The sequence below is a fragment of the Saccharopolyspora erythraea genome, from assembly GCF_018141105.1.
Taxonomy (GTDB): domain Bacteria; phylum Actinomycetota; class Actinomycetes; order Mycobacteriales; family Pseudonocardiaceae; genus Saccharopolyspora_D; species Saccharopolyspora_D erythraea_A.
Map to the genome: position 1 here is coordinate 3,920,819 of NZ_CP054839.1, position 26,841 is coordinate 3,947,659.

The following is a 26,841-nucleotide window of genomic DNA, read 5'->3' on the forward strand; positions in this document are numbered from 1 at the left end:
TCTCGGTGTTGGGACGTGAGTCGTGTGGGGACGTGAGTCATCGATCGGGGTTAGCGGGAAACCGCGACCGGCGTCTTCGAATTTCGGCGCAGGTGCCGTCGATAAATTTCGCCACGTTTTTCCGGGCGCACCAAGCCGCCGTATCGGTGATGCGGATGGGCTGAAGGAGTGAGGCAGTTTTCGGAAATACTGATAGGTAGTATGCACAGAGTGATCACGCTCTGAGGTGAATCACCCGTTCGCCCAGTAACAAGCCCTCCTTCCAGCGAAGATGGGATCGGCCGCGATAGGACCATCAGAGTGGTGTCGCATATCTCGTAATTCCGGTGAATTGCTTTCCGATCGGGTGCGAATGCTCGCCCACGGCGAGCGGACGTCGGCCTCCCGGGATGTGGCCCGCCGTCCGAGCGGCCCGGCCCGCTGCCGGGCACGCGCCCGCGCCTCAACCGGGGGTGAGCTGTCAGGGGGAGCGGTTAGGCTGCCGCAATGACGCCGAAGGAGCTCAGGGCCGCCTGTCTGGGGTTCGCCGGTGCTCGCGAGGAGTTCCCCTTCGACGAGGCCAACAGCGTCTTCAAGGTCGTGGGGAAGATCTTCGCGCTCAGCAGGCTGGACGCCAGTCCGCTGCGGGTGAGCCTGAAGTGCGACCCGGAGCTGGCGGTGCAGCTGCGCGGCACGTATCCGGCCATCACGCCCGGCTACCACCTCCCGAAGCGGCACTGGAACACCGTGGTCCTCGACGGTTCGGTGCCCGACCGCCTCGTCCTGGAGATGATCGAGGACTCCTACGACCTCGTGGTCTCCAAGCTGGCGAAGCGCGAGCAGGAGAAGCTGATGTGGATCGGCCTCAGCGACGAGGAGTGAGGCGGGGCGCGCTCCGGCGCGTGCAGGCTCGCGGCTTCGTGGCATGACTTCCCGCCGCGCGGGCGGAAATCCCGCGGCAAGACTCGATGAACATCTGTGGCGGCTTCTCCTCGGCTCGCGGCGTTGCGATACGAATGTGCCCGTGGTGGTTGGCGCCGGGGCGGCAGGCCCGCCGAAGTGGGCAGTCCGTGCGGCGCACGCGGCAGCGCTGTGCGCGGTGCCGTCGGGCCTGTGGCGGATCGCGCTCGGGCTGGGAGTGCCCGTCGGTTTCAGCGAGGCGTGGCTGCGGAGCGCGGGCCTGCCGGGGTGGGAGACGGTGAAGGTCGTGGCGCTCAGCGTCGGCGTCGAAGTACTGGCGCTGCTGACACTGGGACTGGTGCGGCGCTGGGGTGAGGTGGTGCCGAGCTGGGTTCCGGTGCTGGCGGGCAGGCCGATTCCGCTGCTGTTCGCCGCCGTCCCCGCGTTCTGCGGCGCGGTCGCGCTGAGCGCGGTCACGGGGGTGGGTGCGGCGCAGTGGGGCGAGGCAGGGGTGACCGCGGATCCTGGTGCGCCACGCGGGTTCGCGGGCGCGGTGATGGCCGCCTGCTACGCGCCGATGATGGCGTGGGGGCCGCTCCTGCTGGCGGTGACCGGTTCCTACTGCTTCCGCCGCTTGCGGCGGTCACCCTGCACGAACGGCGGTGGAACCGCAAGCGCATGAGCAGTTCCGGCACCGGAAGCCCGGCGGCCGTTGGAGGTGGTCGTGCGGCGCACTAGAAATGGGACCGTGCCTGACGAAGGACCGCTAGTCGGCAGGCGCGGAACTCTCGGCGGCTTGCGAGGCGGTGGGCGACCCGCAGTGCCCTGGGGTGGTCATCGCCGGACGGCGCGGGACCGGACGCTCCCGGTTGCTCCGTGAAGTGCTCCGATCGGTCTCGGAACTCGAGTACCGGACGGAACTGGTGCACGGTACCGCCGCGGGACGGGAGATCCCGTTCGGTGCCATGGCCCGGGTCCTGCGCGGTGCCGACGCCGCGTCGATGGCGACGGCGTCGATGGCCACCGCGATCCGCACGACCGTCGACGCCTACACCGCCGCCGAGGACACCGGTCGGCACGTGGTCGCCGTGGATGACGCGCACCTGCTGGACCCGCAGTCGGCAGCCCTGCTGCACGCGCTCGCCGCCGACGGCCGGGTGCGGGTCGTGCTCACCGTCGACACCGAGGCCGACGCCCCGGACGCGGTGACGGCGGTGTGGAAGGACCTGGGGGCCAGGTGGGTCGCCGTGCGCCCGCTGGGCGTGGAGGAGGTCGCCGAGGTGCTTTCCGGCGTGCTCGGTGGCCCTGTCGACGCGGCGCTGGTGCACGCGGTCGCGCACATGGCGCAGGGCAACCCGCTGTGGGTGCGGGAACTCGTGCGGGGTGCATGCGAGTCGTCCGCGCTCTCCCGGGCCGGAAGCGGGTTGTGGCAGCTCGTGGACGAGCTCCCGTTCCCGGCGCGGCTGCACCACCTGGCGTGCCGGCAGTGGGGCGGTTCCTCGCAGGCCAGCCACGACGTGGCGGTCTGGCTGGCGGTGGCGGGCGGTCGGCTCCCGCTGCACCACCTCGAACGCGTCGCGGACTGGGAGGCGATCGCAGGGACGGAGGCCGAGGACGTCGTCACCGTCGAGCTCGGCGCGCAGGGCGACGCGGTGCGGCTGGCGCACCCGCTGCACGGGATGTTCCTGCGCCACCGGACGCCGAACCTGGACCAGCGGCGCTGGCGCGGGCTGCTCGCGGAGTCGCTGCTGGCCGACCCCCGCACCACCCCGGCCGGCCTCGCCCGCGCTCTGCGGTGGCGCGGTGCCGGTGGCGCACCGGACGAGCAGCGCGTGCTCGAAGCGGCAAGGGTGGCGCGCGACAGCGGCGACTACCACGTGGGTATGGAACTGGCCGGAATGCTCGAAGCGGGAGAACGCACGTGCCCGGAGGCCGCGGTGATCGCCGGCGAGTGCCGGCTGTGGCTCGGGCGCGCCGGTGATGCCGAGGCGTGCTTCCAATCGGCGATCGACGTACCGGGGCCGACGGCGGCGGTGGCCGCGGTGGGTTCAGCGGCGCGCCTGTTCGCGGAATCGGGTCGTGCGCAGCACAGCTGCGATCAGCTCGCCGCTGCCGCGCGGGAAGCCGACGAGCCGCTGCGCGGTGTCGCGGTGGCGCTGCGGGCGGGATTCGCCGCTGCCACCGGCAGGGTGGACGAAGCGCTGGCGATGCTCGACTCCGCCGCGGGCGCACCACGTCCGGCCTTCGCCGAGATCGGCGCGCTGACGGCGGCGGGCCGGCCGCTGGACGCCGTCGCCGCGGCCGACCGGCCCGGCCGCCGGGCTGGCGGTTTCCAGCCGCCGTCGGACCTCGACCAGATCGCCCTCGTCATCGCGTTGGGCTACGCCGGTGACCACGACCGTGCCCGGCAGCGGGCGCGAGCCGGCTACCGCGAGGCGGTGCGGGCCCAGCACCGCCCGGCCCAGGCGATGTGGGCCCACGCCCTCGGCGAGCTGGCCGAGCTCACCGGGGACCTCGTGACCGCTTTGCCGCTGCTGGTGGAGGCGTCCACCATCATGCGCGCGCACCCGGTCGTCCGCGGCCCGCCCGCCCGGGCGCGCTGCCTTGCCGACGTCGTCGAAGTCGCCGGGCTGAGTGGGCGCAGGGAACGCGCGGCCCGCGCCCTGGCGGAGGCGGCCGAACTGCCACCAGACAGCGGCCGGGTGCCCAGGCTGGTCGCCGCGCGAGCGAGGTGGGGCGGGGACGACGCTGGGGAGCCGGCCGACGCACTGTGGACCTGCGCGGCCGACGCGCAGGCCGCGGGCGCGCGGCTGGAAGCGGCCCGGTCGCTGCTGTGCCTGGCCCGGCTCGGTTTCGCCGAGCAGGCCGCGCAACGGCTGGACGACCTCGCGGGCGAACTCCAGGGGCCGGTCGCGGCGTTGTGGGTGCGCTTCGTCCGCGTGCTCGCGGAAGCGGCGCCGGAAGTCCTGCTCGACACGGCCACGGCGCTGCGCGAGCACGGCCTGGCGCTGTTGGCCGTCGAGGCCGCCGCCTCGGCCGCCGTGGCACTGCGGCGTGCGGGACGCTTCGGCGAGGCCGCCGCGGTCGGTTGCCGGGTGCTGTGCGTCGACGAGTTCGGCCCGTTGGACCTGCTGCCCCGCAAGGGAAAAGCATGGCGGCCGGCCAAGAGACCCGAGCGGCTTCGGGCGACCTACACCCGCACCCAGGGAGCCACTAGGCGGTTTGCTGACATTTCGCCTGCGGTACTGCGGGATGTGTCCGAACCACACCTAGGCCGCGGTCAAGACCACTGATACCACCACGATGCACCCGCGTCGGTACTCAGCTCTTCGGCTCAACGCGATAACCCTTTTGCGGACGTGGAATGCGGGCGGCACTCGGTCCGGAGAATATCGTTGAAAACGGAGGAACAACGGCACCCCCCGCCGCATCGAGGATGAATAACGATCCGACATATTCCGTGCAGCGGTGAACTACTCCGAGCTCGATTTCCGCTCCGGATGTGTTAGCCCGGCGATCTGTGCGACCGGCCGGAAACCGCCTCGCCGTCCGCGTCGCGGGAATCGGCGTACTGCGCCACCCCGTGGCCCAGCGACCAGTCGATCGACTCGTTCTCGGTGACCGTGATGAAGACGTTGCGCGGCTCGGCGCCCGCGTACTCGTGGGCGAGCTCGGCGATCCGCCGGTACAGCGCCCGCTTCTGCGCGGGCGTGCGTCCCGAGCGCATCGTGATCGCGACGTAGACGATGCCGTCGTCGCGGTGCACGCCGAGGTAGTCGTCGTAGCGCAGCGTGCTGCTGGTGCCGTCGTGGCTGACCAGCACCTGGAAGCGGTCGTCGGGTGGGATGCCGATCGTCTCGACCATGGCGTCGCGCACGGCTGTGCCGAGCGCTTCGAGCCGGTCGCCGTCGGCTTTGAGCGCATCGATGCGGACGAACGGCATGTCAGCGGTCCTCCTTCCGGGAGGGCGTCGTTCGGTGACCGGCGAGCAGGCCGAGCGCGCCGTCGACGGCCCGGGTGTGCACCTCGGCCGAGTCGGCGGCGCGAGCCAGCACGTAGCCGCCCTGCAGCACCGCCCCCAGCGCGGTGGCCGTGCTCGCGGGGTCGAGTTCGGCGCCGAGCTCCCCTTCGGCTCGGCCCTGCTCCAGCAGTCCGGCCATCCGTTCGGTGAGCCGGCGGAAGGTCTCCTCGACGGGTCGGCGCAGCACCGGGTCCGCCATCACGTCCGGGTCCTGGGTCAGGCGGCCGACCGGGCAGCCCTTCAGGGCATCGCGCTCCCGGCGCAGGTAGGCGGTGAGCCGCTCGACCGCGGTGCCCGGACCGGTGAACTCGGCCTCGGCCCTGTCGCGCATGTCCTCGGCGCTGCGGGTGATCGCGGCGAGCGCCAGGTCGGGTTTGCCGGTGAAGTGGTGGTACATGCTGCCCTGGCCCGCGCGCGCTCGCTGCTGGATCGCCTTCGGGCTGGTTCCCACGTAGCCGCGCTCCCGCAGCAGCTCGCAGGTGCTCTGGATGAGTCGTTCCCGCGTGTCCACGGCTCTATCGTACATACTAGTAGGTACAGAAGCCTCCGGCGGGGATCAACCGCGCAGGTGAGCGGGACCCTGCCGGCCATCGGCGGGAAGCTCAGGTCGGCGAACGCCGCGGCGGCAACGCGCCTCGCCGGACGCCTAGGCCAGCTCGCGGACGAACAGCCCCGGCATGGGCTTGGGGTCGAAGCAGGTCGACTTCGGCGGCATGGGCACGCCGGCGTCCGAGGTCTCCATGAGCTGCTCGATGGTCGGCGGGTGCGGGACGAGCCGGACCGCGTTCCTGCCCGCGCACCAGCAGGACTCCATGGCGTGGTGGCTGCCGGTCATCGTCGCGGAGTGGTCGGTGAGACCGCTCAGCGCGGGCACCAGCTCCTCGTCGACGGTGAAGGCGTCGAGCGAGCGGCGGTTCCGGGGCCGCAGCGCCAGCCGGTACCAGCGGTCGCCCAGCCCCACCGCCACAGCTCCGGGAGCAGTGACGGCCGCGGCGGTTTCCTCGATCCGCGCGGTGCCCGGATGGGCGGCCAGCCGGTCGAGCACGTCCCGCGCCGACGCGCGCTCCGCGAGCGCGAAGCACCGGTGGTATCCGAGGATGCGAGTCTCGTCGCCGGGGAACAGCGCGGCCAGGGTGAAGGCGTGGTCCTGGCCGAGGTGGCGCCCGCGGTCGGCGTGGAGTTCGGCCGCCGCCATCCGGTGGTGGCCGTCGGCGATGTAGAGCGCGTCGATGCGACCGGCCTCGTCGGTGAGCTCGCGCGCGAGCTCGGCGCTCTCGTGGATCCAGACCGAGTGCGCGACCCCGCCCCTGGCCACCCGCACGTCGGGTTCGCGGGCGGTGATCGCGGCGAGCCGGGCGCTCAGCACGCCACGTCCTCTGTGGACGAGCATCACCGGGGTCTGCTCGGTCCCGGTGCTCTCGGTCAGCTCGGCGATCTGGCGGACGTGCTCCGGCCGGGTGTCCTCGTGGCGGCGGATCCGGCCGTTGCGGTAGTCGTCCACCGACACCTCGACCACGACGCCGGTCTGCCGGTGCTGCCCGGATTCGAGCCGGTACACCACGATCGCCGGATCGGGCAGCCGCAGGGCCGGCCCGTTCGCGCCGTGCGGTCCGGTCAGCAGTGTGCGAGGCGGGCGGAGGGTGATGCCGCGGTGCTCCGGCGGGGCGGCCTGCCGGACGGGGTAGGCGCTCACGAGGGTTCGCCGCTGCGCGTCGTGGACTGCGCCAGGCGCACCCCGTCGAGGTTCACGCAGTTCAGCACCGAACCGGATTCGAACGCGTCGACCATCCGCACCGCCTCGGCGGCCACGGCGTGCTGGGCCTGCTCGGTGGAGGCCCCGATGTGGTGGGTGCCGTAGACGTTGGGATGCCGGGCCAGTCGCGACTCGATGTGCCCCGTCCCGGTCGCGGGCTCGTCGGTGAAGACGTCGATGCCCGCCCGCACGTCCTTCTCCTCCATGGCCGCGATGAGCGCGTCCTCGTCGAGCAGCTCGCCGCGCGAGGTGTTGAGGATGATCGTGCCCGGCTGCACGTGCGCGAGCAGTTCGGCGTCGACCAGGTTGCGGGTGCCGGAGGTCGCGGGCACGTGCAGGGAGAGCACGTCGCAGGTCCGCGCGAGCGTGGTCAGGTCGTCGACGAAGCGGATGCCGATCGCACTGGCGCGTTCGGCGGTCTCCGGGCTGCGGCCGGGTTTGGCCACCGCGTGCACCGTGGTGCCGAACGCCGCGGCACGCTCGGCGAAGGCCAGCCCGATCTGGCCGAGCCCGACGATCCCGACCCGGCGGCCGTGGATTCCCCGGGCGCGGGAGTAGCGCTTCTTGTCCCAGCGGCCGGCCCGCAGGTCGTCGACGTTGTCGCACACGCTGCGGTCGAGCGCGAGCATCAGCGCGAACGCGAGCTCGGCTACCGCGATCGCGTTGCGGCCGGGCACGTTGCAGACGTGGATGCCGCGCTCGGCCGCCGACTCGCAGTCGATGGTGTTGGTCCCCGAACCCGCGCGGATGACCAGGCGCAGGGAGTCCGCCGCCTCGATCACCGACGCGGGGACCGCGGTGCTGCGCACGACGAGCACTTCGCGGCCGGTGAGCCGCTCGGGGAGCTGCTCGGTGGTCGTGTCCGGCTGGTAGTCGCAGTCGTGGCCGTGCTCGGTGAGCGCGGCCACGTGCTCGGCGGGGAACGCGTCGGCGAGCAGAACCCTCATCTGCCACTCCCTAACTGCACCGCCGGGCGTGGGACCCGGCTCGTCGACGGGCGAGCCAGCACTGGTGTTGCTTATTGCGCACCCTGCTGCGTATAGCGCAATAGTGACCGCCGTCTCGGAGCGCCGTCAACACCCGCGGGCCGCCGGATGCGGCGGCGAGTCGGTCAGGGCCCGGTGCCAGCCATGAGTAGCGTCGCGTGCCCGGCATGCGGACCGCCGCGCGGAATTCACCCGATAGTCGTGCGGAGGCGGGTGGGTGTGCTGTCGAACCTGTCGGCAGAGCTGGTCAGGGCCAGGCGAGGACGGCTTCGGCATAGCGCGGCGGCAGGTGCGGCCACGTGAGCGCGGCGCCGTCGAGCCGGCCGGGCGGAGCGATCCCGGTCCACCCGCCGCCGAGCGGGACCCGGTAGCGGTCGGGTTCCCAGCGCTGCCCGCCGCCGGTGTCGTCGTGGACGCCTTGGTCGAGGAGCCATCGCGCGGTGCGCGCCAGGGAGAGGCGGACGTGCCGGATCCTTCCGGTGCGTGCTCGTTCGGCGAGCGCGGCCAGCGCGCCGGCGGCGACGAGGTAGCCGGTGGCGTGGTCGAGGAGCTGGCAGGGCAGCGCGCCAGGGCGGGCGCCGTCCGCGCTGGTCGCCCAGCCGATGCCGGAGGCGATCTGCACCAGGCTGTCGAAGCCGCGGCGGGTGGCCCACGGACCGCTCGTCCCCCATGCCGAGAGGGTGACGACGACGGTGCCCGGATGCCGTTCGGCCACCTGCTCCGGCTCCAGGCCGAGCGCCCGGAGCGCGCCGGGCCGGTAACCGGTGACCAGGACGTCGGCCTGGTCGACCAGCGCGTGCAGCATGCGCTGCCCGCTGTCCCCGGTGGCCTCCAGCGCTGCGCTGGCCTTGCCGATCACGCCGTCGACGGCGTGCAGCGGCAGTTCCGGGCGGTGCGGCGGGTCGACCCGCAGCACGTCGGCCCCGAGGGCCGCCAGCATGCGGGTGCCGACAGGCCCGGCGATCACCCTGGTCAGATCCAGTACCCGCAGCCCGGACGCAGGCAACGCGCCCGGTGCCGCGCGCAGCGGGACGCGTGCTCCCGGCTGGTCGAAGGCCACCAGCGGTACGTCCGCCACCGCGCGGCCCCCGTCGCCGCGGCGCCACTCGGTCGCCGTCCGCGCGGCAACCGCGAGTCCGCCCGCGTCGTAGACCCGGCGCTCGACTTCCAGGGCGGGGAGTTCCGCGATGGCTTCGGCTAGCGCCGTCTCGGTGTCGCCGCGGCCGGGCAGTCCGAAGACGTCCAGCAGGGCAGCCCGGTGCCAGGGGTAGTTGGCGTGCGTGCGGACCCAGCCGTCGGCCGCGGGCCACAGCCGGGAGAGCGGCGCGAACCCGGCCAGCGCCCGCCCGTTCGGGTCGCGGAGCAGGGCTTCGCTGAGCACCGCGGCCGCCACGTGACCGGTGTCGACTGCGACCTCGGGCCTGCGGCCGGTCCGCACATGCGCCAGTTCGGCGGCTGCGGTCAGGCACGCGGCCACCGACGCGACCGCGCAGCCTGCGACGTCCAGCGGCGATCCGAGCACGTGCGGGCGCGGCTCACCGGTCAGGTCCACCGCCCTGCCGCCGACGACTCCGAGATCGGCGAGCACATCCGCGAGGAGAGCGTCCACGTGCCGATGCTGCCCGGGGAACGGCCCCGGCACCAGATGCGTCACATGCGAGGCATCCGCCGGCGGAGACGGCGAGTGTCGCGAGTGGAGTGCTGCCCGCGGGTTCCATCCGGACGACCTGCTGCGTGTGAAAGCGGCCGTTCGGTTCATTGATCGCGCGTGGCGCACCTAGCAATCTCCACCAGCATCGGTGGTTCCGCACGGTCGCCGTCCGGAGGCGGGCGGCATGCAACGAGAACGAGGAGACACGAAGTGGCAGAGCCTTCCATGCGACTCAACCGGCGCGGCCTGCTGCGAGCAGGTGCCGGACTCGCCGCTGCCGCCGGACTCGGCGCGGCGGCGGGCCCGGGCGCCGCGGTGGCGGGTCCGATCGCCGGAGCGACGGGTCCGATCGCCGGAGCGGCGGACGTACCGGCGTCGAAGCGGTTCGACCTCAAGGCACCGTCGCACGACCTGTTCCGGCACAAGCCGTTGCGCGACGACACGGTGCAGCAGTCCTTCACCTTCGACAACGTCAATCGCCGTCTTTTCGTGGTGCAGCGCAGGAACGGCACCGGCTCGGCCGCGGGCGACCTGTGCGTGACGCGGCTGGACTTCGCGGGCAACCAGCTCGGGTACATGTACCTGACCGGGTTCGGCCACGGCGTCTCCATCGCCGCGGAGCCCGTCGGCTCGGCCTCCTACCTGTGGACCGAGGTCGACGCCAACGCCAACGGCTACGGACGCCGGCTCGCGCGCTTCGAGTTCCGCGACGGCGCGACGCTGCCGAACTCCTCGACGGCGCTGGCGAAGTTCACGCCGGTCGCCGACGCCACCGAGCACACCTGCGCGGTGGATCCCGTCCACGGCAGGCTCGTCGTCCGCTACCACCGCGGCGGCGCGAAGCGGTTCGCGGTGTACGAGCTGGCCCGGGCTTCGGCCGGTGACTTCGGCACCAGACTGGCGGACTTCGCGCAGCCCGCGCTGGGTTCCCCGGCCCCGGTCTTCCAGGGCTACACCGCCCACGGCCGGTACCTGTACCTGCTCGACGGCGAGTCCTACGACTCCAGCCCGACGCTGAACTCCCGCGTGACCAGCGTCGACATCAACACCGGTGAGATCGCCGAAGGTCCGGTCATCACCAGAGCGGGGGAGAGCCTGACCTACCGCGAACCAGAGGGGATGGCGGTGTACCGGACCGAGGCGGGCGAGACCCGCCTGTTCCTCGGCTTCGCATCGGGTGCGGCCGGCGACCGGCGCTGCAACCTGTTCTACAAGAACGTGCTGGTCTGAGTGCCTGTCTTTGGACTCACCTCGCGTGGCGCTCAGAGGCTGTTTTTTGAACTCGCCTTGGTGGGAGAGGTGTGGGTGGCGGAACCTCAGGCGTGCTCTCGCTGCGGGATCTCTTTCTCATGTATGCCGGGCTCCGGGATCTTCTCTCTCACGTATCGCCATCAGCTTTCCGGCGCCGGCGCGGCCCGTCGGCGTCGGCGCGTCACGGCGTACCACACGATCACCACCGCGACCGCGACCCCGAAGACCAGCAGCCCGATGCTGGTCGAGTCGCGGTCCCCCTTCACGATGCGCCCCGCGCCGTAGGACGCCGGACCCACCGCGAGGACGAACGCGGTCGTCGTGATGAGGTTCCACACGACGAACTGCGAGAACTTCATCTTCGCGGCACCGGAGATCATCGCGGTGGTGAAGAACACCGCCAGCCTGCCCCACTTCGCGTAGAGGCGTTCGCCCTGAACCAGCACCTTCTGTCGTTTTTCCAGCCCTCGGCCGGGGCGGAGCAGGAGGCGGCGGCCCCACCGCACCCCGATCTGGTAGCCGACGATCCCGCCCGCCTCGCCGCCGAGCACCGACACGACCAGCACCGGGATGAGGTCGAGGTGGCCGTGGGCGGCGAGCACGGCCGCACCTCCCACCGACACCGTGCCGATGAACGGCACACCCGCCGACGAGAGCAGGACGAGCACGAACAGCAGGAAGTACGCCCAGAGCCCGAAGCGCTCGCCGGGTGGCGCGGGCGCGTCGGGCCACGAGGCGAACACCGCGGGAACTGACGTTCGCACCATCGGCACCTCGCACCCGGTGGCGGTTCCTCACCGACGGGCGGGGCGGTCCGCACGCCACGCGGCCGTGCCGCGTGCGACCACAATGCGCGCCGCGCGCGGGCGACGCCAGTGGAACGCCCGCCGAGCATGGCGGTCCACCGAGCGGGGTACCCGTGCGGCGAACTGACCGCGGCGGCGTGGGGGGAAGCCGTGACTCTGCAGATCCTGCCCCTGGCCATCACGATGATGGCCGGCCCGCAGATCATGTCGGCGATCGTGCTGGTCACCTCGCAGCGGGCGGTGCGCGCCTCGCTGGCGTTCCTGCTGGGCGTGGCGGTGGCCGCGACCGCGGGCATCGCGGTGACGCGCGGGCTCGCCGCGCTGCTCGGCAACGCCGTGCACATCGACGGGGAGTCCCACACCGCGAGCGTCGTCGGCAAGGTGGTGCAGATCGTCCTCGTCGGTCTGCTGATCCTGCTCGCGGTCAAGAACTACGTGCAGCGGAGCACGTCCAAGCCGCCGAAGTGGCTCAGCACCCTGCTGACCGCCTCACCGGCGACCGCGTTCAAGACCGGCCTCGTGCTGATCCTGACCATGCCGTCGGACGTGATCATCATGCTGACGGTCGGCACGAACCTGGAGCACCGCGACCTGGGACTGGTCGCGGCCGTGCCGTTCATCGCGCTCACCGTGCTGATCGCCGCGCTGCCGCTCATCGCCTACCTGCTGTTCCACCGGCGGGCGGTCACCGCCATGCCGAAGGTCCGGGAGTGGATGAACAGCAACAGCTGGCTCATCAACATCGTCGTCTGCGGCATCTTCATCGCACTCGTGCTCTCCGGCGGGTAGCGCCCGGCTAGCTCTCGATGCGGGTGCGGCTGACCCGGTCGGACACCAGGAACGCGCCGGCCCAGCGGGCGTTGGGGTCGCAGTCGACAAGCACGGCCTTGGCCAGCAGGGTCAGCGGGATGGCCAGGATCGCCCCGAGCGCGCCGATGACCCACGTCCAGAACACCAGCGACAGCAGCGTCACGGTCACCGACAGTCCGACCGCGTCACCGACGAAGCGCGGCTGGATGATGCTCTGGATCACGAAGTTCAGCACGCAGTAGACCACCACGACGGTGACCGCCAGCTCCCATCCGCCCTGCAGGAGCGCGAGCAGGGCCGGAGGCACCACGCCGAGGATGAAGCCGATGTTGGGGATGTAGTTCGTCACGAACGCCAGCAGTCCCCACAGGATCGGCAGCGGCACCCCGAGGAGCAGCAGCGCGATCACGTCCAGCACCGCGACGATCCCGCCGAACACCGTGGAGACCACCAGGTAGCTGCGCGTACCGAGGGTGAAGTCGCGCAGCGCCTGGGCCACCTCGGGGTGGCCGTCGGCGACCATGGCCATCCGGGTCCCCACGGCACCGGTCTCGACGCTGATGAACAGCAGCAGCGCCAGCAGGAACACCAGGTTGGTGCCCACACTGGCCACACCGGACAGCAGCGAGCCGACGAGTCCGGTGAGCTTGCCGAAGTCGACCTTCCCCGCCGCGTTCTTCACCTGTTCGGGGCCGATGCCGAACCGCGCCAGCTCGTGCGTCAGGCCGGCCAGGAGCGCTTCGGCGCGCGAGGTGTACTGGGGCAGGATCGTGGCCAGGCGGGCGATCGACAGCAGCACCACGACGGCGAAGGTGATCAGCACCGCGTACACCAGCACGACCAGCACGACAGTGGCCAGCCAGCGCGGCACGCCCTTGCGGACCAGCCACACCGGCACCGGGTTCGTGGCGATGACGATGGTCAGCGCCAGGAAGGTCGGCGCGATCAGCCACGACGCCGACCGCATCCCGGCCACGACCACGACGACCGCCGCCATCCCGAGCAGCACGGTCAGCGCTCTGGGGAGCCGGTTGTCGCCCGGCTGCACCGGGCCGGCGGAACCATTCGCCACCTGGTCAACGTAAGAGCTGGCGCGGCAACGCGCCCGGCGTGCGCGCTGGAGCACCGGCGTCCGCGCCGGGTGCCCACATTCGGTTGCGCTCAGCGGCGGCACTCGCCATGGCGGTGAAATCACCCGCTCGTGCCACCGGGAAGAGGCATGGCGTTCCTCCGGCGTGGGAGCATCGCGGGCGCCGGGCGCGCGGTGTCCTGGGTCCGCGGCGGTGCGCTCGCGGCGGCCGGAGGCGTCCCGCACCGTCGAGGAGGCGTGATGAACTGGCGCGACGAGCTGCTCGGCCAGCTCGACTTCTACTGGGAGCACCAGCTGTGGCCCCGGCTCGAGGGGCTTACCGACGACGAGTACTTCTGGGAGCCGGTCGAGGGCTGCTGGAGCGTGCGCGTGCAGGACGACGGCACGTTCATGATCGACTGGGCGTGGCCGGTGCCCGAGCCGCCGCCGGTCACCACCATCGCCTGGCGGCTGGCCCACATCGCCGTCCAGGTCTTCGGCATCCGCGCCAGCGCCCACTTCGGCGACGGTTCGCTGACCCTCGCCTCCGCCCGGTGGCCCGGTGATGCCGCCACCGCCCTGGCCATGCTCGAGACGAACTACCGCGCGTGGCGCGAAGGGGTGCTCGGGCTCGACGATGCCGCGCTCGCCTCGCCGGTCGGCGAAGCGGAAGGGCCGTGGGCGGACCACCCCTACATCACGCTGGTCCTGCACATCACGAGGGAGACCGTGCACCACGGCGCCGAGGTGGCGCTGCTGAGGGACCTGTACCGAGCGGGGCGTGCCTTGTCGTCCTGACGCGGGGCATCGGCGGCCGCTGCGCCGGTCTCCCATCCATCGCCGTTCACGTCTTGTAATAGCAGGTCAGTGATGTTATGCATGAGTCATGCATGACACCGGACGGCTGGGGAACCTGCTCGGGGCCGCGGCGCTGGCGGTCAGCGACCGGCTCCTGGCCGGCGCGACGGCCGCGGCCGGCACCAGTGCTAGCGGCGCCGCCGCGCTGGTGGTCCTGGCCGACGCGGCGGGGCTGAGCGTGACCGAGCTGGGTCGCCGCGTCGGGCTGAGCCAGTCGGCTGCCGCGCGCATGGTCGACGCACTGGAGAAGCAGGGCCTGGTGCGCCGCGAGGCCACCTGGGGCAAGGCGGTGGCGGTGCGGCTCACCGACGCCGGGCGGGAGACCGCCGACGGCCTGCTCGGTGCCCGTGGCGGCGCGCTCGGCGAGGTCGTGGGCGCGCTCGACCGTGCGGAGCGCGAGCAGTTGGAGCAGCTGCTCGCCAAGCTGCTCACCGGCCTGTACCGCCGCTCCGGCGACGCCGAGCGGCTCTGCCGGCTGTGCGACCGGGGTTCCTGCGTCGCCCGCGGCGCCGTCTGCCCGGTGGGTCGGGCCGACCGGGAGCACCGCGCCCGGGAAGGGTTCGGCGATGGGTGAGGTGCTCGCACTGCTGTCGGCGCTTTGCTTCGGCAGCACGCACTTCCTCGGCGGGCTGCTCGCGCGCCAGGCGGACAGCGCGGCCGTGGCGTTGGTCGCGCAGGCGGCCGGCACGGTGCTGGTCCTCGGTGTCGCCCCGTGGGTCGCGGCGACCGAGGTGAGCCCGCCGCCGCTGCTGTGGGGCTCGCTTTCCGGGGTGGGCACCGGCGTGGGCGTGGTGTTCCTCTACCGGGCGATGAGCGCCGGTGCCTTCAGCGTCGTGGCGCCGTTGAGCGATGTCGCCGCGGTCGTACTGCCGGTGCTGGTCGGCGTCGCGCTGCTGGGGGACCGCCCCGAGGCGCTGACGTGGTGCGGGATCGCCGCCGCCGCGCCCGCGCTCTGGCTCGTCTCCCGTTCCGGCTCCGATGGCGGTGCTGGCAGGAGCCGCTCCGCTGCCGGTGTCCGGGACGCGCTGGTCGCGGGCGGTGGCTTCGCCCTGCAGTTCATCGCGTTGGCGCAGGTGGACCCCGCCGCCGGTTTGTGGCCCGTGGTGGCCAGCCGCGCGGCGTCGGTGCTGGTGATCCTGCCGCTGGTGCTGCGCCGTCCGGCGCGGCTGCGGTTGCGACCCGCCGTCGCCTGCGGCGCCGTCGCGGCGGGAGCGTTGGGGAGCCTGGCCATCGTGCTGTTCACGTTGGCCGCCCGCGAGCAACTGCTGTCGGTCGCGGTCGTGCTCACGGCCCTGTACCCGGCCATCCCGGTGCTGCTGGGGCTGGTCGTGCTCGGTGAGAGGCTGACCCGCGCCCGCCGCGCCGGGCTGCTGTGCGCGGCGTCGGCCGTGGCACTGATCTCGCTGCCCTGAACAGGCTTCCGGATCGGGCTCGGGCTCGAACTGTGGCGGCAGCGGACAGCCGATGATCGAGCTCAAGAGCCGGGGGAGAGCGCTCGCGGGTGTGAAAGCGCTCATTCCGGGTTGAGGAGGTCCACCGCGCCCCGCAGACTCCGTTCCCAGGGCGCCCCGCGTCGCCAGCACCGCCACGCCCCGGTGCGCCAGGAGGAGGCAGCCGTGTCCGACAGCAGCGAGGGGCTCTTCCAGGTCGTCATCGGCGCTCACGACCTCGGTGTGTTCACCGGCTGTCGGGGACTGGAGTCCGGTCACGAGTCCGGCGCCATCGTCCTGAGCCGTCCGTGGACCCGCCACGCCGCGGTGGTGTCGGCCTGGATGGACGACGGCGGGAGCGACGAGCCCGGGACCGAGGGCGGCGAGATCACGATGCTCGGACCGGAGCGGGCGCCGCTGGCCTGCTGGGCGCTGGAGGATGTCGTGCCCGTGCAGTGGAACGGCGACGCGGACGGCGACGCGGATTCGGGTCTGGAGACCCTCGAACTCTCCTGCGCCGGGCTCTCGAAGGTGATCTGAGCGCTCAGAACGCGGCGTCACCCGTCCGTCCGAAGTGGACGACGAGCGGGATGGCTCTCCCGGTGTGTCAGGTGTCCCGTGGCGGTTCCTGCTTCGCGCCGGCGAGGACCGTGGTCACGACCTTGCGGACGGTTTCTGCCTCCGGAGGCCCGCTTTCCCGGTCGGCGAACAACAGGTGCGCGGCGCCGATCAGCGTGGGGGCGAGCGTGTCGACGTCGGCGCCCGCCGCGATGCGACCGCGGTCGCGCTCGGCGGTGAGGTAGGACGCGATCGCGGTCGTGGCCTCCCCGAGGACCGGGACGCCGCCGCCCGGCCTCGCCTGCCGCAGCCGGGCTCGCAGGTCGTCCCGGAAGGTGACCAGACCGACGATCGCGACGGCGACCGACTCGAACACGGCCGTCAGCGCGTCGGTGAGGTTGCCGGCGACCGTGCCGGTCCCGGCGGCTTCGCGCAGGTTCACGCCCTGGTCCTCGATCCGCCCGATCCGGTCGAGGACGAGCTCGGCGAGGAAGCCGTCGAAGTCGGCGAAGTGCCGGTGCAGCACGCCCTTGGCGCAGCCCGCCTCCGCGGTGACCGCGCGGCTGGTGAGCGCGTGCGGCCCGTCGCGGAGCAGGATGCGCTCAGCGGCATCGAAGAGCTGCTCGCGGACGTCGCGGATGTGCACCCCTGTTGGCACGGTCAGGCTCCTTCCCGTAGTCGACGAGTGGGCGCTTGCCCACTAGAGTGGGCGCATGCCCACTTTACCGCCGGACCGGACCGGCTCTTCCGAGGACGAGCCTCATCGGCATCGAGACGTGGCGGAGTCGTTCGGCACCGATCCCGAACGCTACGACCGGACCCGGCCCCGCTATCCCGAAGATCTGGTGGCAGCCGTCGTCGACGCGGCCCCGGGGCCCCGTGTTCTCGACGTCGGCTGCGGCACCGGCATCCAGGCCCGGCAGTTCCAGGCCGCAGGCTGCGAGGTGCTCGGTGTCGAACCCGACGCGCGGATGGCTGACTTCGCGCGCGGCACCGGGGTAGAGGTCGAGGTGGCGACGTTCGAGGCATGGGACCCCGCCGGGCGGGAGTTCGACGCGGTCGTCGCCGGACAGGCCTGGCACTGGGTCGATCCGGTCGCGGGCGCGGCCAAGGCGGCGGCGGTGTTGCGGCCCGGAGGACGACTGGCGGCGTTCTGGCACGCGTTCGAGAGCCCGCCGGAGGTGGCGGACGCGTTGGAAGCGGCCTGCCGGAGGCTCATGCCCGACGCGCCGTGGCACCGCACCACAAGTCCGAAGAAGGCGGTGGACGGCTACCAGGCGCTGTTCACCAAGGCCGCCGAAGGGATCAGGGAAGCGGGCGCGTTCAGCGGACCCGAGCAGTGGCGGTTCGACTGGGAGTGGTCCCGCACCCGGGACGAGTGGCTGGACCTGATCCCCAGCTTCGGCAGCCTCACCCGGCTCCCGCCGGACCTGGTGGCGCAGGTGCTGGAGGAGGTCGGGGCCGCCATCGACGTGATGGGCGGCGGCTTCACGATGGTCTGCGCCACGGTGGCGGTCACCGCGGAGCGGAACCGCTGCGCCTGAACGGATCCAGCCGTCCGTTGCTCCCGGCCCGAACCACGGCGGCCCCAGGCGGCATCACGGCCTCAGACCGTGGCGCCGGGACACCACGCGTTCGACGAAGGTCCGGGGCAGCAGGCGGCGCAAGGCGAAGACGACCGGCGCGTTGCTGCCCACCGCGTAGTGCGGTTTCGGGCGCGCGGACTCCACCGCGCGCACGACGGTCGCCGCCACCTTCGAAGCAGGAATCCCGTTGCGCTCGTTGGCGTCCAGCGCGGTCGCCATCGCGCGGTACTCGTCGGTGAACGGCGAACCGTCCACGATGTACTGCGTCCGCCGCTGGCTGATTCCGGTGTGGACCGCCCCGGGCTCGACCGTGGTGACCGCGATCCCGTACGGCGACAGCTCGCGCCGCGCGGCACTCGCGAATCCCTTGATGGCCGCCTTCGACGCCACGTACGACGACCTGAACGCCAGCGGGAAGCTCGCCAGCATCGAGCCGACCACGACCACGCGTCCCCGCCCGCGAGCGCGCATTCCCGGCAGCAGCAGCTGCGTCAGCCGCACGGCACCGAACACGTTGAGCTGGAACACCCGCTGGACCGCCGCCGCGGGCAGTTCCTCGAACGGCCCGCTCTGGCTCTCACCCGCGTTGTTGACCAGCACGTCGACCTCGCCCGCCGCCGCGGCGCAGGCCTCGATGGAGGCGTCGTCGGTGAGGTCGAGCGGGAGGTAGTTCACCCCCGGCACCGGATCCTCGAGCGCCGCCGGATCGCGGCTGGTACCGATCACTTGGTAGCCGCGCTCGACCAGCGCCGCGGCCACCGCCGCACCGATCCCCGACGACGCGCCCGTGACGAGCGCCCTGCGGCTCACGCCAGGTCCTTCGCCAGCGCGCGCCCGGCCGCCCGCCCCGAGAAGATGCACCCGCCGAGGAAGGTGCCCTCCAGCGCGTTGTAGCCGTGCACACCGCCGCCGCCGAAGCCGGCGACCTCGCCCGCCGCGTACAGCCCGTCGAAGACCGACCCGTCCGGGCGGACGACCTGCGAGTCGAGGTTCGTCTCCAGGCCGCCGAGGGTCTTGCGGGTGAGCAGGTGCAGCCGCACCGCGATCAGCGGGCCCTGCGCGGGGTCGAGCAGGCGGTGCGGCCTGGCGACCCGGGTGAGCTTGTCCGGCCAGTACGATCGCGCGTTCTTGACCGTCATGAGCTGCAGGTCCTTGGAGTAGGGGTTGCCGACCCCGCGGTCGCGCGCCACCACCTCGCGCCTGACCTGCTCGAGTTCGAGTCCCGGATCGGGGGCGATCGCGTTCATGCCGTCGACCAGCTCGCGCAGCGTCGAGCGCACCACGAAGTCCTCACCGTGGTCGAGGAACGCCTGCACGGGTCCGGGGGCGCCCTTCTTCACGCGGGACAGCACGAGCTTGAGGTCCTTGCCGGTGAGGTCGGGGTTCTGCTCGGAGCCCGACAGCGCGAACTCCTTCTCCACGATGGCGCGGGTCAGGACGAACCAGGTGTGTTCGTGGCCGGTGCCGAGGATGTGGCGCATCGTGGCGAGCGTGTCGTGGCCGGGGAACAGCGGCGCGGGCAACCGGTGCCCGGTCGCGTCCAGCCACAAAGACGACGGACCCGGGATGATCCGGATCGCGTGGTCGGGCCAGACCGGGTCCCAGTTCTTGATCCCCTCGGTGTAGTGCCACATGCGGTCGGAGTTGACCACCGAGGCTCCCGCGTCCCGGCTGATCCCCAGCATCCGCCCGTCGACGTGCGCGGGGACGCCGGTGATCATCGACTTCGGCGCCGGACCCAGCCGGTCGACCGGCCAGTTTTCGCGCACCAGCCCGGAGTTGCCACCGATGCCCCCGGAGGTCACGACCACCGCCTGGGCGCGCAGCTCGAACTCCCCGGCTGCCTCCCGCGACGACGCCGCACCGCGCGGCAGCGACGAGGGCGTGAGCACCGTGCCGCGCACGCCGACCGCCGCGCCGTTCTCGACCACGAGCTCGTCGACGCGGTGGCGGTGGCGGAACTCCACCAGTCCGCGCGCGGCCGCGGCGAGCACCGGCTCCCGGAACACCCGCACGACCTCCGGACCGGTGCCCCAGGTGATGTGGAAGCGGGGCACCGAGTTGCCGTGCCCGGTCGCGCTGCCACCGCCGCGTTCGGCCCAGCCGACCATCGGCGTGACCCGCAGCCCGAGGTCGTGCAGGTACCGGCGCTTCTCCCCGGCGGCGAATCCCACGTACGCCTCGGCCCACTGCCTCGGCCAGTGGTCCTCGCGTTCCCGGTCGAAGCCCGCCGAGCCGAGCCAGTCGGCGAGCGCCAGGTCGTAGGAGTCCCGGATGCCCATGCGCCGCTGCTCGGGGCTGTCGACCAGGAACAGGCCGCCCAGCGACCAGAAGGCCTGACCGCCGAGGTTGGCCTCGTTCTCCTGGTCCAGCACCAGGACCCGGCGCCCGGAGCGGGTCAGCTCGTAGGTCGCGACCAGGCCGGCCAGGCCCGCCCCCACCACGATCACGTCGGCTTGGTCGGTCATCGGGTCTCCTCCGTGGTCGGCTCGCTGTAGGCGTCGAGCACGCGGCGGAACAGCTCCTCGCGCCGCACGCGCACCTCGCGGTCGTCGGGCTCCACCAGGACCTGCACGGTGGTGCCGTCGTGCACGGCAACCAGCGCGTATCCCAGCGCGACCTCGTCGGTGACGCGGCGTCCGGACCGCCGCAGCGCGCCCGCGACGATCGGCAGGACGGTGTCCTGGATGGACTTCTCCCGCGCGGCCATGACCCGGCGCAGCGGGGGGTTGCGCAGCGCGTGCGCGGTGAACTCGGCCGTCACGCGGTACCAGGCGTCGTCGACCGGGATCGCGGCCAGTGCGGTGCGCAGCGCTTCCTCCGGGCTCTCGGCGGAGGTGTCGGCGAAGGCGGCGCGCAGGTCGGCGAGCATGCGGTCGGAGCGCTGCTCCCACATCGCGAGGAACAGCTCGTCCAGCGAGGAGAAGTTGGAGTAGAAGGCGCCGCGCGAGTAGCCCGCCCGGTCGCAGACCTGCTCGATGGTCGTGCGGCCGAAGCCCTCCTCGGCGAAGGCATCCAGCGCGGCGTCGAGCAGGCGCTGCCGCGTGCGGGCGCGGCGCGTGGTCACCGGCGCGGACTCCCCGGCCGCGGGCCCGGCATCGCCGGGCGGGGTGGTGGTCGTCGCCGTCGCCATGTCGCTCACCTCGCCGCCGGAAGGTATTCGATACATCGACGTATCCGCAAGGCCCGGGGGTGGGGCCTGGGCGGAGGTGTTGTCGGCGGCCGACGCCCGACCGGCATGCGTCCCCGTGAGAGCGAGCAGGCCGCGCAAGCAGATCTCCCGGAGCTCGCCGCGCGAGATGCCGGGGTTGTCGAGCCGGTCCAGGGCGCTGGTGCGGGCCATGACGATCCAGCTCCGCACCGCTGCCCGCAGCACTCCGGTAGGCGTCGCTCCCAACTGCTCGAGGACGTGGTCTTCGTGCCGTCGTGCGCCCTGGGTGATGATCCGCCGAACCTCCTCGTCGGCCGATGCGGTGCCCGCGTGCAGCACCCGCATCAGGTCGGCGTCGGTGTCGAACAGCTCGAGGAACACCTCGACCTGCGCAGCGAGCCGTTGCTCCGGCGTGGTGGTGCCAGGCCCGATCCCGCTCGCCTCGGGTGCGGTCCGCACCGCGATGCGCTCGGTCGCCCGGCCGACGACGGCGCGGAACAGTTCCCGCTTGGTGGCGAAGTAGCGGTACATCAGCCCGCGTGAGACGCCGGCGTGCGACGCGATCTCCTCGATCTGGACGTCGTCGTAGGGCCGCTCCGCGAAGAGCCGGGCGCCGGTGCGCAGGAGTTGGTCGCGGCGGTCGGAGGGGTTGAGCCGGGTCCGGGTCATCACTTCCTACCTTAGTGCACACTGGTTCATTACGGCAGTCGAGTGACAGCCCTGGAAGTCCGGGCACCGGCGCGGGGACGATGACCGAGGTCCGCGTCGGCGGATCCGCCCGCGGCGGAGGAGGTTCGACGATGTCCCGAACACGCGAGCACGTCCTCGTCGTGGGAGCCGGCATCGCCGGGCTCTGCGTCGCCCACCAGCTGAACCGCAGGGGTGTGCGGGTCACCGTCTGCGAATCCGTGCACGCCGGTGCCGGTGCTTCGCACGGCAACGCCGGCTGGGTGAACCCCGCGCAGACGGGCCCGCTGCCGGAGGCCGGACTCGCCCTGGACGGCCTGCGCAAGCTGCGCAACGCGGACTCGGCGCTGCACGTGTCGCCGCGTGCCGTCCCCGCGCTCGGCCCGTGGCTGCTGAAGTTCGCCCGCCACTGCACGCCCCGCCGCTACGCCGCCGGTGCCCGCGCTCTCGGCGAGCTCGGTCGGCGCACGTTCCCGCTGCTGGACCAGCTGGCCGATGACGGCGTCGACTTCACCCACCGCCGCACCAGCCTGCTCGCCGTCGCCCGCGATCCGCGCGCGGTGCAGAACTTCCTGCACGCGCTGCGGCCGCTGCGCCTGCTCACCTCGGGGCTTCCGGAGACCGCGTTGAACGGACCCGCCCTGCGGGAGCGGGAACCCGCGCTGTCCGAGCTCGTCCGGGCCGGGGTCGAGATCCACGCGCACGTGCAGGTCGATCCGGCGTCTCTCGTCGCCGGTCTCGCCGAACACCTGCGCGCGCGAGGTGTCGTGATCGAGGAGGGCGTCACCGTCACCGGGCTCTCGACGACCGGCGACGAGGCCGGGCGGTTGTCCACGACGGCCGGTGAGCGCGAGGCGGGCTCGGTCGTCATCGCCACCGGCGCGGCGGCGGCCACCCTTACCGGCCGCCTCGGCAGGCGAATGCCGGTGGTCGCGGGCAAGGGCTACAGCTTCGACGTGCCCACCGACGTCCTGCCGGACCGGTCGACGCTGCTGCTCGACGCGCACGTCGCGTGCGCCCCGATGGGCGCACGGCTGCGGATCGCGGGCGGCATGGAGTTCAGCGGCCAGTCGGCCCGCATCGACCAGCGCCGCGTGGACGCCGTGGTCCGCGGTGCGCGGCCGATGCTGCGCGGTGTCGACTGGCGTGCCGAGCGCGAGATCTGGATGGGCATGCGGCCGATCGCACCGGACGGGCTGCCGATCGTCGACCGGTTTCCCGGCTACCGCAACGTGTTCGTCGCCACGGCGTACGCGATGCTCGGCATGACGCTGGCGGCCCCGGCCGCCGAAGCGCTCACCACCTTCCTGCTGGAGGGCACCCGCCCCGCGGTGCTGGAACCCTTCCGCGCCGACCGCTTCGCCCGCCGCACAGCTGCGTCCACTGTGCACGGTTGAGACCCGCGGGTGTCAGACCCGCCTCGCCACGCGGAGCAGATATTCCTTGCGGTCCAGGGGGTTGTGGTCGCTTCGGGGCCGAGTGGGCACGGGTCCGCGAACGGGTTCGTAGCGGTCGAAGGCGGATTCGAGCACGGCTTCGCCCCGGGTGAGTCCGGGCAGGCGTTGCTCCAGCTCGTGCACCCACGCGGCGGGTACGTCGCCTTCGACCACGCAGACCTCGTCCCGCACCGCGGACGTGCGCGGCACCGCGCGCAGCCGTTGCATCGTCGAGAGGACGATCCCGCACGTGTCGGAGGGGATTTCGACGCGGAAGCGGTGCACGGGCTCATGGACGGTCGTGGTCGCCTGGCGCAGCGCGTCCATCAGCACCAGCGGGGCCAGGTTGCGGAAGTCGCCCGCGGTGCTCGACATGCTCTTGTCGAACACCCCGCCCGAGTGGCTTTGCCGCGCCCAGTAGCCGCTGCGGGTCATGGTGACCACGCAGTCGGTCACCTGCCACCCGCACAGCCCTTGCGAAAGCGTCTCCCGCACCGTCTCCTCCACGGCCCTGACGAAGGCCGCAGGCAGCGAGCCCAGCTCGACCGCCAGTCGGAACTCGACGCCGGTGCCCACCTCCCCGGGATCGACCCGCAGTCCGACGGTCGCCAGGAACGGGTTGGGGTCCTCGCCGATCACCTCGACCGCCGACCCGCTACCCGCGGGCCGTTCGACGCAGATCGTGGTGGTTTCGCGGAACGTCACCTCGATGCCGTGCTCGTCGGCCAGCGTCGCCTGGATGACCTGTTTCTGCACTTCTCCGTAGAGCGAGACCGAAAGCTCCCCGCGCGGGCCGTCATGGCGCAGACCGATCAGCGGGTCCTGTTCGGCGAGCACGCCGAGCGCGGTGTGCAGGGCGGGTCTGTCCGCGGGATGGCGCGCAAGGACGACGGACTCCAGCGTCGGCGGCGAGAAGTGGTGCTGTCCGGCGGTCGGGCGCGGTACGCCGATCGCGTCCCCGATCCGAACATCGCCGAGACCCGAAAGCCGTGCGATCCGGCCCGCGGCCACCGACTGCCGTCGCACGGCGGACCCGCGGTCGAACACGTGGATCGCGGTCACTTTGTGCTCCTGGCCGCGGACTCGCACGGCCTCCCGCACGCGCACCGTCCCGGAGAACATGCGCACGTGGGCGACCTTGCTTCCGCCCGCTTCGCGCTCGACCTTGAACACGGTGCCGCTCACCGGACCGTCCTCGTCCCCACGGGACGCGGGCAGCAACTCCGCCATCCCCGACATGAGGGCCTCGACACCCGCACCCGTGATCGCCGAGCCGAAGAAGACCGGGTGCGCCAGCGCCCGCGAGGTCTGCGCCGCGAGCTCGCGCCGCAGCCTGGAGTGGGAAACCTCCGGCACGCCGTCGACGTAGGCGGCCAGCAACGCGTCGTCGTGCTCGGCGAGCAGTTCCAGCAGGGCGGCCGCGAAGTCGCGGTCCGAGGCGCTGAAGGGCACGTACCGTGCGGTGGGACGGCCCAGGCCGACGGGCGTTCCCATCGGAATGCTCCCTCGCGCCACCTTCCCGGTGATGTCGCGCAGCAGTTCTTCGTGCCGGGCCCCCGCGCGGTCGATCTTGTTCACGAACACGAGCGTGGGAATCCGCAGCCGCCGCAGCGTGCGCATCAGCAGGCGCGTCTGCGCCTGCACGCCCTCCACCGCCGAGATCACCAGCACGGCTCCGTCGAGCACGCCGAGCGCGCGTTCGACTTCCGCGATGAAGTCGGGGTGGCCCGGGGTGTCGATCAGATTGACCGCGACGTCGTCGACGACGAAGGACACCACGGCGGATTTGATGGTGATGCCGCGCCGGCGTTCCAGCGCGGTGGAGTCGGTCCGCGTGCTGCCGGCGTCGACGCTGCCGACCTCGTCGATGACTCCGGCGGCGTGCAGCAGCCGCTCGGTCAGGCTGGTCTTACCGGCGTCGACATGGGCGAGGATTCCGAGGTTCAGGGTGCGCATGCGGCGTCATGTCCTTCTGGTGGGAGGTGAGTTCCTCTTGGATGGACATGAACGCTGCTCGCATGCTCTTCTCCTCCGGAGACGACAACTGCGGTCGATACTGCTGCGGCCCCCGTTGCACGGCAACAGGTTTTCCACTCCCGGTGGAACGGGTCGGAGAGCATGCGCTGGTCCAGCACCGGCTACGCCGCCGGGGCGTCCGAGATGCCGGTGGGCTCGGTCAGGACCTGTCGCCGGGGAACGAGCGGGCAAGCCGGTTTCCCCGATGGACTACCGGAAAGTCCGGTCCTCAGTGGAGGATCAGGCGGCGGCGCGCTTCTGGGAGAACGTGCGCCGGTAGTCGGTCGGGGTGACGCCGACGACGCGGCGGAAGTGGTGGCGCAGCAGCGCGGCGGTGCCGAAGCCGCAGTCGCGGGCGATCTGCTCGATGCCGTTCTGGGTGTCCTCGAGCAGCCGCCGGGCGTAGAGCACGCGCTGGGTCGCCAGCCAGCGGCTCGGCGTCGTGCCGGTTTCGGCGACGAAGCGCCGGGCGAAGGTCCGCTCGGACATACGCGCCTGCCGCGCGAGGTCGGCCACGGTGTGGTCGTCGGCGAGCCGGTCGCCCATCCAGTCCAGCAGCGGTTGCAGGCTGTCGCCGGGGTGCTCCGGGGTGGGCAGGTCGATGAACTGGCGCTGCCCGCCGTCGCGCTGGGGCGGCACCACCATGCGGCGCGCGATCCGGCCGGTGATCCGGGAGCCGAGCTCGCGGCGCACCAGGTGCAGGCACGCGTCGATGCCCGCCGCGGTGCCCGCGCTGGTCACGATGTTGCCGTCGTCGACGTAGAGCACGTCCGGGTCGAGCAGGGCCGCCGGGAACCGGCGACGGAACGCGTCGGCCTGGTACCAGTGCGTCGTGCAGCGGCGGCCGTCGAGCAGTCCCGCCGCGCCGAGCACGAACGCGCCCGTGCAGACCGAGAGCAGCGTGGCGCCGTCGGCCGCGGCGTCGCGCAGCGCGTCGAGCAGGTGGGGCGGGTAGGTGTCACGCAGCGTGCCCGCGGGCACGGCCACCACGTCGGCGCCCCGCAGGCCGTCGAACCCGTGGTCGGGCACGAGGCTCATGCCGGTCGTGGTGCGCACGGGCTCTCCGGCGTGCTCGCCGCAGATGCGGAAGTCGAACGGCGGCACACCGTCTCCGGTGCGGTCGACGCCGAAGACCTCGCAGATCACGCCCAGCTCGAAGGGGGCGACTCCCTGCATCACGACCGCCGAGACGGATCGCAGCATGTCCCCACGGTAGCTGGCAGGATTTTGCGGCACAACGGCGTGAGCGCCACTGTTGGCGGGATTTGGTGCCTCGCACACTGAGTGCCATGAGCCAGTCGGCCGAGGAAATTTTCAGAAGTGGTTTGCGTAGCGGGGCGGGTGGCGGAACCTCAGAAGCCTTCTCACTCCGGGGTCGCCGGCCTCGTGAATTGTCCACGCCACATCGGCGCTGTCCTCGCCAGAAGGCTTCTGAGAACCCGCGGCGGTGCGACCTGAGTCCCCACCGCAAGCGGCGGACGCCGCTTATGAAACAGAACACAAGCCACCAGCACCTCCGAGGGGTGACCGCCATGAGCACACTCACGCCGACCCCGCTGCGCAGGCGGGGCGCCTTCCGCCGCTTCATCGCCACCCAGAACCGGTTGTGGGACCAGTACCACGCGTCGCTGCGGCCGTGGGAGCAGGAAGCCGAGCTGCACTGGGTCCGCAACGTCATCAGCAGGCGCTGGGAACTGCGCGGAGGCGTGCTGCCGCCTTCGGCGTGACCACCGCCGCGTGCCTCAGCCCGCCGGGTGCCGCGCCCGGCGGGCTGTCGCCGTCGCGACCGGGCGGAGTCGCGCCTGGGCTGTGAGGATGTCGGCAAGCAGACGTGGCTCGCCGAGGAGTCGTGCTCGGTGCGGCGGTCCCGGCCCGGCCGAAGGGCCCGGCCGC

General features: G+C 72.3%; 24 protein-coding genes and 1 pseudogene. 12 read left to right on the forward strand and 13 right to left on the reverse strand.

Annotated elements, in window-relative coordinates:
• Positions 1–486 precede the first annotated feature (486 nt).
• From HUO13_RS17805 to HUO13_RS37530, 3 genes and pseudogenes are all read left to right on the forward strand, one after another.
• Entirely contained in the window at positions 487–861 is a 375-nt protein-coding gene (locus HUO13_RS17805) for an MmcQ/YjbR family DNA-binding protein (protein ID WP_211902426.1), read from the forward strand.
• Between the two features lie 136 nt (positions 862–997).
• A complete protein-coding gene (locus HUO13_RS17810; RefSeq protein ID WP_249124983.1) occupies positions 998–1,561 on the forward strand; it encodes a hypothetical protein in 564 nt (187 codons plus the stop codon).
• A 112-nt stretch (positions 1,562–1,673) separates the two neighbouring features.
• A pseudogene (locus HUO13_RS37530) lies at positions 1,674–4,172 on the forward strand (hypothetical protein); the annotation flags it as partial.
• 212 nt (positions 4,173–4,384) lie between these two features.
• On the opposite strand, the gene HUO13_RS17820 reads toward HUO13_RS37530, so the two are convergent.
• The 5 genes from HUO13_RS17820 to HUO13_RS17840 form a co-directional block, all read right to left on the reverse strand.
• On the reverse strand, positions 4,385–4,822 hold the full coding sequence (locus HUO13_RS17820) for a tautomerase family protein (RefSeq protein WP_211902427.1): 438 nt from the start codon (positions 4,820–4,822) through the stop codon (positions 4,385–4,387).
• A gap of 1 nt (position 4,823) precedes the next feature.
• On the reverse strand, positions 4,824–5,411 hold the full coding sequence (locus HUO13_RS17825) for a TetR/AcrR family transcriptional regulator (RefSeq protein ID WP_211902428.1): 588 nt from the start codon (positions 5,409–5,411) through the stop codon (positions 4,824–4,826).
• Between the two features lie 135 nt (positions 5,412–5,546).
• Positions 5,547–6,593: a DUF1015 family protein gene (locus HUO13_RS17830; RefSeq protein ID WP_211902429.1), complete on the reverse strand. Its 1,047-nt coding sequence runs from the start codon at positions 6,591–6,593 to the stop codon at positions 5,547–5,549.
• Complete coding sequence (locus HUO13_RS17835) at positions 6,590–7,600, reverse strand: 3-phosphoglycerate dehydrogenase (RefSeq protein ID WP_211902430.1); 1,011 nt, start codon at positions 7,598–7,600, stop codon at positions 6,590–6,592. Before HUO13_RS17835 ends, HUO13_RS17830 begins: the two co-directional genes overlap by 4 nt.
• 286 nt (positions 7,601–7,886) lie before the next feature.
• Complete coding sequence (locus HUO13_RS17840; RefSeq protein WP_211902431.1) at positions 7,887–9,248, reverse strand: CoA transferase; 1,362 nt, start codon at positions 9,246–9,248, stop codon at positions 7,887–7,889.
• Between the two features lie 252 nt (positions 9,249–9,500).
• Here HUO13_RS17840 and HUO13_RS17845 point away from each other — a divergent pair, with 252 nt between their 5' ends.
• Positions 9,501–10,520: a teichoic acid biosynthesis protein C gene (locus HUO13_RS17845; protein WP_211902432.1), complete on the forward strand. Its 1,020-nt coding sequence runs from the start codon at positions 9,501–9,503 to the stop codon at positions 10,518–10,520.
• 161 nt (positions 10,521–10,681) lie between these two features.
• Here HUO13_RS17845 and HUO13_RS17850 read toward each other — a convergent pair whose 3' ends face one another.
• Positions 10,682–11,308: a DedA family protein gene (locus tag HUO13_RS17850; RefSeq protein ID WP_211902433.1), complete on the reverse strand. Its 627-nt coding sequence runs from the start codon at positions 11,306–11,308 to the stop codon at positions 10,682–10,684.
• Positions 11,309–11,497: 189 nt separating this feature from the next.
• Between HUO13_RS17850 and HUO13_RS17855 the strand changes: the two genes are divergently transcribed.
• A complete protein-coding gene (locus tag HUO13_RS17855; protein ID WP_249124987.1) occupies positions 11,498–12,136 on the forward strand; it encodes a GAP family protein in 639 nt (212 codons plus the stop codon).
• 7 nt (positions 12,137–12,143) lie between these two features.
• On the opposite strand, the gene HUO13_RS17860 is transcribed toward HUO13_RS17855, so the two are convergent.
• Positions 12,144–13,229 carry an AI-2E family transporter gene (locus tag HUO13_RS17860; protein ID WP_211902435.1) on the reverse strand — a complete coding sequence of 362 codons (1,086 nt, stop codon included), beginning with the start codon at positions 13,227–13,229 and terminating at the stop codon, positions 12,144–12,146.
• Positions 13,230–13,487: 258 nt separating this feature from the next.
• Between HUO13_RS17860 and HUO13_RS17865 the strand changes: the two genes are divergently transcribed.
• The 4 genes from HUO13_RS17865 (at position 13,488) to HUO13_RS17880 (ending at position 16,054) form a co-directional block, all read left to right on the forward strand.
• Positions 13,488–14,024, forward strand: a complete 537-nt coding sequence (locus HUO13_RS17865; protein WP_211902436.1) for a DinB family protein — start codon at positions 13,488–13,490, stop codon at positions 14,022–14,024.
• Positions 14,025–14,112: 88 nt separating this feature from the next.
• Positions 14,113–14,658: a MarR family winged helix-turn-helix transcriptional regulator gene (locus tag HUO13_RS17870; RefSeq protein WP_211902437.1), complete on the forward strand. Its 546-nt coding sequence runs from the start codon at positions 14,113–14,115 to the stop codon at positions 14,656–14,658.
• The gene (locus HUO13_RS17875; RefSeq protein WP_211902438.1) at positions 14,651–15,496 is read left to right on the forward strand and encodes an EamA family transporter; all 846 of its coding nucleotides are present in this window, start codon (positions 14,651–14,653) and stop codon (positions 15,494–15,496) included. Before HUO13_RS17870 ends, HUO13_RS17875 begins: the two co-directional genes overlap by 8 nt.
• 204 nt (positions 15,497–15,700) lie before the next feature.
• Positions 15,701–16,054: a hypothetical protein gene (locus tag HUO13_RS17880; RefSeq protein ID WP_211902439.1), complete on the forward strand. Its 354-nt coding sequence runs from the start codon at positions 15,701–15,703 to the stop codon at positions 16,052–16,054.
• A gap of 67 nt (positions 16,055–16,121) precedes the next feature.
• Here the strand turns inward: HUO13_RS17880 and HUO13_RS17885 are convergent, their stop codons facing one another.
• Entirely contained in the window at positions 16,122–16,730 is a 609-nt protein-coding gene (locus tag HUO13_RS17885; RefSeq protein ID WP_211902440.1) for a TetR/AcrR family transcriptional regulator, read from the reverse strand.
• A gap of 55 nt (positions 16,731–16,785) precedes the next feature.
• Here HUO13_RS17885 and HUO13_RS17890 point away from each other — a divergent pair, with 55 nt between their 5' ends.
• Positions 16,786–17,616, forward strand: coding sequence for a class I SAM-dependent methyltransferase (locus tag HUO13_RS17890; RefSeq protein WP_211902441.1), 831 nt, complete (start codon positions 16,786–16,788; stop codon positions 17,614–17,616).
• A gap of 54 nt (positions 17,617–17,670) precedes the next feature.
• Here the strand turns inward: HUO13_RS17890 and HUO13_RS17895 are convergent, their stop codons facing one another.
• The 3 genes from HUO13_RS17895 to HUO13_RS17905 are packed head-to-tail and all read right to left on the reverse strand — an operon-like array spanning position 17,671 to position 21,478.
• The gene (locus tag HUO13_RS17895; RefSeq protein ID WP_211902442.1) at positions 17,671–18,468 is read right to left on the reverse strand and encodes an SDR family oxidoreductase; all 798 of its coding nucleotides are present in this window, start codon (positions 18,466–18,468) and stop codon (positions 17,671–17,673) included.
• A complete protein-coding gene (locus HUO13_RS17900; RefSeq protein WP_211902443.1) occupies positions 18,465–20,126 on the reverse strand; it encodes an FAD-binding dehydrogenase in 1,662 nt (553 codons plus the stop codon). Before HUO13_RS17900 ends, HUO13_RS17895 begins: the two co-directional genes overlap by 4 nt.
• Positions 20,123–21,478, reverse strand: coding sequence for a TetR/AcrR family transcriptional regulator (locus HUO13_RS17905; protein WP_211902444.1), 1,356 nt, complete (start codon positions 21,476–21,478; stop codon positions 20,123–20,125). Before HUO13_RS17905 ends, HUO13_RS17900 begins: the two co-directional genes overlap by 4 nt.
• A 131-nt stretch (positions 21,479–21,609) precedes the next feature.
• Here HUO13_RS17905 and HUO13_RS17910 point away from each other — a divergent pair, with 131 nt between their 5' ends.
• A complete protein-coding gene (locus HUO13_RS17910; RefSeq protein ID WP_211902445.1) occupies positions 21,610–22,893 on the forward strand; it encodes an NAD(P)/FAD-dependent oxidoreductase in 1,284 nt (427 codons plus the stop codon).
• Between the two features lie 12 nt (positions 22,894–22,905).
• Here HUO13_RS17910 and HUO13_RS17915 read toward each other — a convergent pair whose 3' ends face one another.
• Both HUO13_RS17915 and HUO13_RS17920 read right to left on the reverse strand, forming a co-directional pair.
• Positions 22,906–24,888, reverse strand: coding sequence for an elongation factor G (locus HUO13_RS17915; protein WP_211902446.1), 1,983 nt, complete (start codon positions 24,886–24,888; stop codon positions 22,906–22,908).
• Between the two features lie 300 nt (positions 24,889–25,188).
• Positions 25,189–26,151, reverse strand: a complete 963-nt coding sequence (locus HUO13_RS17920) for a GlxA family transcriptional regulator (RefSeq protein WP_211902447.1) — start codon at positions 26,149–26,151, stop codon at positions 25,189–25,191.
• A gap of 329 nt (positions 26,152–26,480) precedes the next feature.
• On the opposite strand from HUO13_RS17920, the gene HUO13_RS17925 reads away from it, so the two are divergent.
• Positions 26,481–26,675, forward strand: a complete 195-nt coding sequence (locus HUO13_RS17925) for a hypothetical protein (RefSeq protein ID WP_211902448.1) — start codon at positions 26,481–26,483, stop codon at positions 26,673–26,675.
• Positions 26,676–26,841: the final 166 nt, after the last annotated feature.